Below are 7,008 nucleotides of genomic sequence, written 5' to 3'. Positions count from 1 at the left end.
CGGACCCGTGGCGGACTTCAAGACCGTCTCTGGAGTTGGATTGTCCGTCTTTGCCCAGGTCAGGCACCACTTGACCTTACGTGAGATGCGTCACATCCAGCGCCGGAGACGGAATGTTCCCCCAACTGTTCTCAGTTACGCCTCATAGATCGCGGGGAGACCCGTGGAGGGAGCGAGTAGTCATTGGAGCGCCCCGCCATGCGGGACCGACGTCTGAAGGAAAAAATGGCCATGAACAGCAGCAGCACCACCGTGTCAGCCGAGCTTGGCCTTCGGCTCGTCGTTCCTGACAGCGCGACCGTCCCCCTGCTCGCCTGCCTGGAGTACGCCGCCGACGATCCCTACGCGATCCGGATGGCGTTCTACGTCGGCAACGACGACCCCGTTGAATGGATCTTTGCTCGAGAGTTGCTGACCGTCGGGATCGTACGCCCGGTAGGCGACGGCGACGTTCAGGTGTGGCCGATGAGCCAGCAGAACGAGCACGCACTGAACATCGCGCTCTCGTCACCCTTCGGGAACGCCCTGTTCGAGGTTCCTCTCCTGCCCCTGGCCGACTTCCTGCACCGCACGTACGAGATCGTGGCGGCCGGCCGTGAATCGGAGTTCATCGACTTGGAGGCCGAACTGGACGATCTCCTCTGGCCCTCTTAATCCGCCCAAAATCGCCATGATCACAGTTCGGCCGTGAGCCGGCTGATCGCCCGCATCTTGTTCATGGCGTCGAGGGCCGCCACCTTGTAGGACTCGGCCAGCGTCGGGTAGTTGAACACCGCGTTGACCAGGTAGTCCACCGTCCCGCCGCAGCCCATCACGGTCTGCCCGATGTGCACCAGCTCGGTAGCGCCGGTGCCGAACACGTGCACGCCGAGCAGTTTGCGATCCTCCGGGGAGACCAGCAGCTTGAGCATCCCGTAGGAGTCGCCGATGATCTGTCCCCGGGCCAGCTCCCGGTATCGGGAGATGCCCACCTCGAACGGGATCTTGTCACGGGTCAGGTCGTCCTCCGACTTCCCGACGAAGCTGATCTCCGGAACGGTGTAGATGCCGATCGGCTGGAGTTCGTGCATGTCGGCGACGGGCTCACCGCAGGCGTGCTGAGCGGCCAGGCGTCCCTGCTCCATCGACGTGGCCGCCAGGGCCGGGAAGCCGATCACGTCGCCGACCGCGTAGATATGCGGGACCGGGGTGGCGTAGTTCTCGTCCACCGCGATCCGTCCCCGATCGTCGGCGGCCAGCCCGGCGGCCTCGAGGCACAGTTCCGCCGTCTTGCCCTGCCGCCCGGCGGAGTACATGACGCAGTCGGCGGGGATCTTCTTGCCGCTCTCCAGTACGGTCAGCGCCCCGCGCGGCCGTCGCTCGACCGCGGCGACGCTCTCACCGAACCGGAACGTCACGGCCAGATCCCGCAGATGGTACTTGAGCGCCTCGACGATCTCGAGATCACAGAACTCCAGCATCCGCTCGCGGCGCTCCACCACCGTGACCTTGGTGCCGAGCGCGGCGAACATCGAGGCGTACTCGATGCCGATGACCCCGGCGCCGACCACCACGAGGGTCTCGGGCACCCGGTCGAGGTGCAGGATCGCATCCGAGTCGATGACCGTCCGATCGTCGAACTCCACGCTCGACGGCCGCGCCGGCGAGGTGCCCGTCGCGATAACGATCTTCTCGGCGGTGACCTTCTTCTCCTCGTCGCCCGCGACCATCACGGTGTGCGGGTCGAGAAACCGTCCGGTCCCCTGCAGCACCGTCACATGGTTGCGGGCCAGCTGGCTGCGGATCACCTGGATCTCGCGCCCGATCACGTGCTGGGTGCGCATGCCGAGGTCTGCAACGGTGATCTCGTCCTTGACCCGGTAGCTCTGCCCGTACAGCTCCCGCTGGTTCAGGCCTGTGAGGTAGAGCACCGCCTCGCGCAAGGTCTTGGACGGGATGGTGCCGGTGTTGATGCACACCCCGCCGAGCATGTTCCGTTTCTCGACGACCGCCGCCCGCTTACCGAGCTTCGCCGCGGCGATGGCGGCCTTCTGACCACCCGGACCGGACCCGAGCACAATGAGATCAAAGTCTGTCACGTCCCTCAGTGTGGACGCCGCGGGCCGTGTCTTGAAGGCCCATCATGTAACAAAGGCCTCGCCTCATACCGGCCGTACGCCCGCCGGACACTGTTGATCAGCGGTCGAGGTGATCGGCGCGCAAGCCGTTGATCAGGTCATCGAGACCGGCCTTGATGCGTTCGAGGCTCATCGCGCGCTCATGGCGCTGGAACCGGAACAGGTTGGCGGCGAACGGGGCCAGCAGAGCGTCCGCGAGGTAGTGCGCGTCCACCTCCGGGCGCGCCTGGGCGATCAGCGTGGCCAGATGGACGTGGTAGACGGCGTACGCGCCGTCGTCGAAGCGCGCGTCGGGCGAGTCCATCTCCGCCATCACGAGCAGGGTCGTCTGCGCCTCGGTGCGGTCGGCGAGCGCGTGTGTGAAGGCGCGGATGCGCAGCAGCGGCTCGGCACCGGGGCCGAGCGGCGGGTCGCCGTGCAGAAAGGTCCTCTGGAACGCCCGCTCTCGATCGTCGATCAGGGCGAAGAGCAGACCGGCACGGTCGCCGAACCGGCGATAGACCGTGCCGACACCGACTCCGGCCGCACGGGCGGCCTCGTCCATCGACAGGCTCTCGACGCCACGGGTGGCGACGATGCGCTCGGCCGCCTTGAGAATCTTGCGACGGTTCTGCGCCGCGTCCGCTCGTTCGACCGGCGGGCCGCCGACGATCGGGAGCTCGCGCGAGGATCCCTGCTCGATCACGGACTCCCTCTTCCCTCCCGCTCAGGCTATCGGAACCCCATACGAGCAGAGGTTACGAACTAAGCGGAATAACCTCCACTTGTGCTATAAACGGAGAAAATTCCGGTTGCTGACGTGGAGGCATGGCATGGCAGAACTCGCGGGCAGGGTCGCGCTGGTGACCGGCGGGAGCCGAGGCATCGGAGCGGCGATCGCCCTGCGCCTGGCGCGTGAGGGCGCCGACGTGGCGCTCACCTACGTACGGTCGAAGGCGAGGGCCTCCGAGGTCGTCGCCGAGATCACCGCCTGCGGTCGCCGGGGGCTTGCGATCGAGGCCGACTCGGCTGATCCCACGGCGGTGGTCAGGGCGGTCGAGCAGGCCGCCGCGGATCTCGGCGGGCTCGACGTCCTGGTCAACAATGCCGGGATCTACCCGTACGGCCCGTTCGACGCCGTCGAACTGGACGAAATCGACCGTACGCTCGCGATCCACGTCCGCGGCGCCTTCATCGCCGCGCAGGCGGCGGCCAGGCACATGGGTGAGGGCGGGCGCATAATCAACATCGGCAGTTGTTTCGCCGACCGGGTGCCCTATGCCGGCGTCAGCCTGTACGCGATGAGCAAGTCGGCACTGACCGGCCTGACCAAGGGCCTCGCCCGCGATCTCGGGCCGATGGGCATCACCGTCAACGTCGTCCAACCGGGCTCCACCGACACCGAGATGAATCCGGCGGACTCCCCCGACGCGGACGCCGAACGCGCCCTCACCGCGGTCGGCCGTTACGCCGGTGCCGACGAGATCGCCGGTACCGTGGCCCACCTCGCGGGCGCCGAGGCGGGATTCATCACCGGAGCCTCGATCGCCGTCGACGGCGGATTCGCGGCCTGACGACGATGGCGTGGATTCTCGTGCTCGTCGCCGCTCTGCTGGAGATCGTGTGGGCTCTCGCGCTGAAACAGGCCGACGGCTTCAGCAGGCTGTGGCCGAGCGTCCTCGGTGTCACGACGGCGCTCCTGAGCTTCGTCCTGCTGTCCATCGCGCTGCGCACCCTGCCCGTGGGCACCGCCTACGCGGTCTGGGTGGGTCTCGGCGCGCTCGGCGTCGCGCTCGCCGGGATCCTCACCCTGGGCGAGAGCGCCTCGGCGGTGCGGCTCGTCTGCCTGATGCTGATCCTCATCGGTGTCGTCGGTCTGCGCGCCACCGGGGGCTGACCCCTGCTCTGCGGTGATCTCGCAGTCGCCCGCGTGCGAAGGACTGCGAGATCACGGCGGTGAAGGCCGGCGCCGAGCGGTGGATCAGGGGTCGGTGACCTCGGTGGAGCGGGCCGCGAAGGTCTCCATGGCCTTGCGGGTCACCGGGCCGGGTGCGTCGGGCAGCACGACGTCGTCGATGGCCCGGATGGGCTGTACGTCTCGCGTCGTCGACACCAGGAAGGCCTCGTCCGCACGGTAGAAGTCCTCGAGCGGCAAGTTCTCCTCCTCGCCGCCGCACCACTCCAGCACGAGTGCGCGGGTGACGCCGGCAAGGCAGCCGGACGAGAGCGGCGGCGTGACGAGGCGCCCGTTCCTGACCACGAAGACATTGCTCCCGGTGCCTTCGCACAGGTCGCCCGCCAGGTTCCCGAAGATCGCCTCTCCCCCGTCGCGCTCCTTGGCGTAGGCGAGGGCGAGGGCGTTGTCGGCGTACGACGTCGTCTTGAGACCGGTCAGCGCGCCCCGCTCGTTCCGCGGCCACGGCACGACGGTGACATTGGCGGCGGCCGGGAACGGCTTCTGCTCCGCAGCGATGATGATCGCCGTCGCCCCATCGGAGCCCCGGTCGGAGCCGAGCGGGCCGGGACCGCTGGTGTAGGTGATGCGTACGCGCCCGAGCGGCCACTGAGGCGCCGCCGCGAGCACGTCGAGCGTGCCCTGCCGCAGCGCGTCCTGATCGGGCTCGGGCAGGCCGAGGCCCTTCGCCGACCGGCCCAGCCGCTCGAGGTGCCGGGTCAGCGCGAAGGGCTCGCCGCCCACCGCCTTGATCGTCTCAAAGACCCCGTCGCCGACGAGCATGCCGTGGTCGAAGACCGACACCTGCGCCTGTTCGGGTGCGTGCAGCTCTCCGTTGACCCAGACCTTCACTGTGCTGCAACCTCCAATAGCCGAGCCGCCTTGAGCTCGGTCTCACGCCATTCGCGATGTGGATCGGAACCCCAGGTGATTCCCGCCCCGGTGCCGAACTTGAGCTGGCCGTCCTCGGCCCAGAAGGTACGGATGCCCACCGCGAGGGCACCACGCCTGGCGTCCGCGTCCACCCAGCCGATGGCTCCACAGTACGGCCCGCGCGGCACCGGTTCGAGCTCATTGAGCAGCGTGACGGCACTGGACTTCGGCGCACCGGTGACCGAACCGGGCGGAAAGGTCGCCTGGATCAACTCCGGCCATCCCTGCCCCGGCGCCAGCCTGGCCCGCACCGTCGACACCAGGTGCACCAGCCCTGGGTGCTCCTCGACGATGCAGAGCCCCGGCACGGTCACCGATCCGATCTCCGCCACCCGTCCGAGATCGTTGCGGACCAGGTCGACGATCATCACGTTCTCCGCGTGGTCCTTGGGCAGCAGGTCCTGCTCGGTCCGCCCGGTGCCCTTGATCGGCCGTGATTCGACGACGTCTCCTTCCCTGGACAGGTACAGCTCCGGAGAAGCAGAGGCGATCCGGGCCCCGGGCACGTCTATGACGGCGGCGTACGGCGCAGGATTTCCCCGCGCGAGCCGGGCGCCGAGCCCGGCGATCTCGGCGCCGGGGCGAAGCGGCGCGGTCAGGACGCGGCAGAGATTGGCCTGGTAGACGATCCCGTCCGCGATGGCGTCGCGGATCGTGTGGACCCCGTTGACGTAGGCGGCCTCGTCCATCGACGTGGTCCAGTCCGTTGGCCCGGTCCAGGGCGCCCGCGGCAGTGGAGCAGGCCGTACGGTGTCGAAGCGCGCACAGGTGACCTTTCCCTCATAGGTGATCACCACCGCCCACCAGCCGCCCGAGTCGAGCACGGCGAGATCGCCGGTGACGTCAGCCAGCCCGGTGGCCAGGACTCCGCCGACATGGGCGAAAGCGTCGTACATGCCATCCAGTGTCGCGCGCGCTCAGGTCGGCTGCACGACCGGCTCGTCCAGCACGCAGCCGAACGTCTCCCGCAAACCCCGGCCACCCTCCGCGGTCACGATGAGCGCCCGTGGCACCCGGCCCCGCTCCAGCCAGCTCAGTTCGATCAGCCGGGTCGTGATCGCCGCCCCCAGCGCGCCGCTGAGATGCGGACGCCGCTCGGTCCAGTCCAGGCAGCGGCCGGTGAACCTGCGGCGGGCCCCACGGAGGCCGGCCATCTCCAGGCCGAGACGGCTCAGCCGCTCCTCCCCCTCCGCCGTCAGATCACACGACTCGGGCTCGAGAAGCCTGTTGTCGCACAGACCGGCGAACAACTCGACCCCGGCCCGCCCGGCGAGGTGGTCGTAACACGTACGGGCCTGCCGCAACGCGTCGGCCGCCCTGCTCTGGCGCAGGCTCCGCGGCTCGATGGGCGGGCTGATCTGGCTCAGCGCCTCGATGACCTGGGCGACGTCGGCGCTCTTCAGCTCGTAATAGCGATGCCGGCCCTGCTTGATCACGGTCACGAGCCCGCCGTCGAGCAGCCTGGCGAGGTGCGCGCTCGCGGTCTGGGCCGTGACGCCGGCAACCTTGGCGAGTTCGCCCGCCGCAAGTGGCAGGCCGCCGAGCATCGCCGTCAGCATGGCCGCGCGGGTCCGGTCCGCGAGCAGGGCGGCCACGGGCGCGATGTCGGAGTCGTATGCGGACATGCTTCGACGGTAGGCCAACCATTGTTGTCCCAGCATCGAAGGATGACATCGAACGACAACCCCGGGGCGATCGTGTCCGCGGCCGTCACCGAGTGCCTGGACATCGCCTCGACCTGGCTGGCCTGGGACGGCCGGCCCCGCGTCACCGAAGGCGACAACGTCTGGACCCCGCACAAGGCCCTACGCCGGATCACCGACCACCTCATCGACCACCTGGCCGAGGTAGAGGCGCTGCTGGCCGGGGCGCCCACGATTCCAGGCGAATGGCACGGGCGGATGGTGACCTTCGACGGCGACTGGGCTCGTTTCACCGAGACCGACCTGACCGAGGCACGGCAACGGCTGACCCGGCTCGGCCAGTGGTACGAGCTGAGGTACGCCGCATGTCCGGCCGAATGGG

9 protein-coding genes are annotated in these 7,008 nt (G+C 68.7%); 4 read left to right on the top strand and 5 right to left on the bottom strand.

All coding sequences use genetic code 11. The features are described from left to right. Positions 1 to 231 precede the first annotated feature (231 nt). Entirely contained in the window at positions 232 to 654 is a 423-nt protein-coding gene (locus HKK72_RS33840; protein ID WP_187238491.1) for an SsgA family sporulation/cell division regulator, read from the top strand. Positions 655 to 674: 20 nt separating this feature from the next. Here HKK72_RS33840 and sthA read toward each other — a convergent pair whose 3' ends face one another. Together sthA and HKK72_RS33830 are read right to left on the bottom strand one after the other, a co-directional pair. Further along, complete coding sequence (gene sthA, locus HKK72_RS33835; RefSeq protein WP_187238490.1) at positions 675 to 2,078, bottom strand: Si-specific NAD(P)(+) transhydrogenase; 1,404 nt, start codon at positions 2,076 to 2,078, stop codon at positions 675 to 677. A gap of 97 nt (positions 2,079 to 2,175) precedes the next feature. After that, a complete protein-coding gene (locus HKK72_RS33830) occupies positions 2,176 to 2,802 on the bottom strand; it encodes a helix-turn-helix domain-containing protein (protein WP_315987587.1) in 627 nt (208 codons plus the stop codon). Between the two features lie 127 nt (positions 2,803 to 2,929). On the opposite strand from HKK72_RS33830, the gene HKK72_RS33825 reads away from it, so the two are divergent. Then, a complete protein-coding gene (locus HKK72_RS33825; protein ID WP_187238489.1) occupies positions 2,930 to 3,670 on the top strand; it encodes a 3-oxoacyl-ACP reductase family protein in 741 nt (246 codons plus the stop codon). A 5-nt stretch (positions 3,671 to 3,675) separates the two neighbouring features. Next, a complete protein-coding gene (locus tag HKK72_RS33820) occupies positions 3,676 to 3,993 on the top strand; it encodes a DMT family transporter (protein WP_187238488.1) in 318 nt (105 codons plus the stop codon). An 84-nt stretch (positions 3,994 to 4,077) separates the two neighbouring features. Here the strand turns inward: HKK72_RS33820 and HKK72_RS33815 are convergent, their stop codons facing one another. Genes HKK72_RS33815 through HKK72_RS33805 form a run of 3 tightly spaced genes read right to left on the bottom strand, consistent with a single transcriptional unit; the run spans position 4,078 to position 6,608 of the window. After that, positions 4,078 to 4,902 carry an aminodeoxychorismate lyase gene (locus tag HKK72_RS33815; protein ID WP_315987586.1) on the bottom strand — a complete coding sequence of 275 codons (825 nt, stop codon included), beginning with the start codon at positions 4,900 to 4,902 and terminating at the stop codon, positions 4,078 to 4,080. Beyond that, a complete protein-coding gene (locus HKK72_RS33810; protein ID WP_187238487.1) occupies positions 4,899 to 5,879 on the bottom strand; it encodes a chorismate-binding protein in 981 nt (326 codons plus the stop codon). Before HKK72_RS33810 ends, HKK72_RS33815 begins: the two co-directional genes overlap by 4 nt. A 21-nt stretch (positions 5,880 to 5,900) precedes the next feature. After that, on the bottom strand, positions 5,901 to 6,608 hold the full coding sequence (locus HKK72_RS33805) for an ArsR/SmtB family transcription factor (protein ID WP_187238486.1): 708 nt from the start codon (positions 6,606 to 6,608) through the stop codon (positions 5,901 to 5,903). 42 nt (positions 6,609 to 6,650) lie between these two features. Between HKK72_RS33805 and HKK72_RS33800 the strand changes: the two genes are divergently transcribed. Then, a partial coding sequence (locus tag HKK72_RS33800; protein WP_187238485.1) for a hypothetical protein occupies positions 6,651 to 7,008 on the top strand: 358 nt, incomplete at its 3' end.

The sequence above is a fragment of the Actinomadura sp. HBU206391 genome (assembly GCF_014323665.1).
GTDB lineage: Bacteria > Actinomycetota > Actinomycetes > Streptosporangiales > Streptosporangiaceae > Actinomadura_C.
Note: the sequence above shows the minus strand (reverse complement) of the source record. Positions and strands in the feature narration are given on the sequence as shown.

Excerpts from the sequence above, each read along its gene's own strand:
- HKK72_RS33840 (WP_187238491.1), top strand. The coding sequence starts at position 232 with ATGAACAGCAGCAGCACCACCGTGTCAGCCGAGCTTGGCCTTCGGCTC.
- HKK72_RS33825 (WP_187238489.1), top strand. The coding sequence starts at position 2,930 with ATGGCAGAACTCGCGGGCAGGGTCGCGCTGGTGACCGGCGGGAGCCGA.
- HKK72_RS33820 (WP_187238488.1), top strand. The coding sequence starts at position 3,676 with ATGGCGTGGATTCTCGTGCTCGTCGCCGCTCTGCTGGAGATCGTGTGG.
- HKK72_RS33810 (WP_187238487.1), bottom strand. The coding sequence starts at position 5,879 with ATGTACGACGCTTTCGCCCATGTCGGCGGAGTCCTGGCCACCGGGCTG.
- HKK72_RS33805 (WP_187238486.1), bottom strand. The coding sequence starts at position 6,608 with ATGTCCGCATACGACTCCGACATCGCGCCCGTGGCCGCCCTGCTCGCG.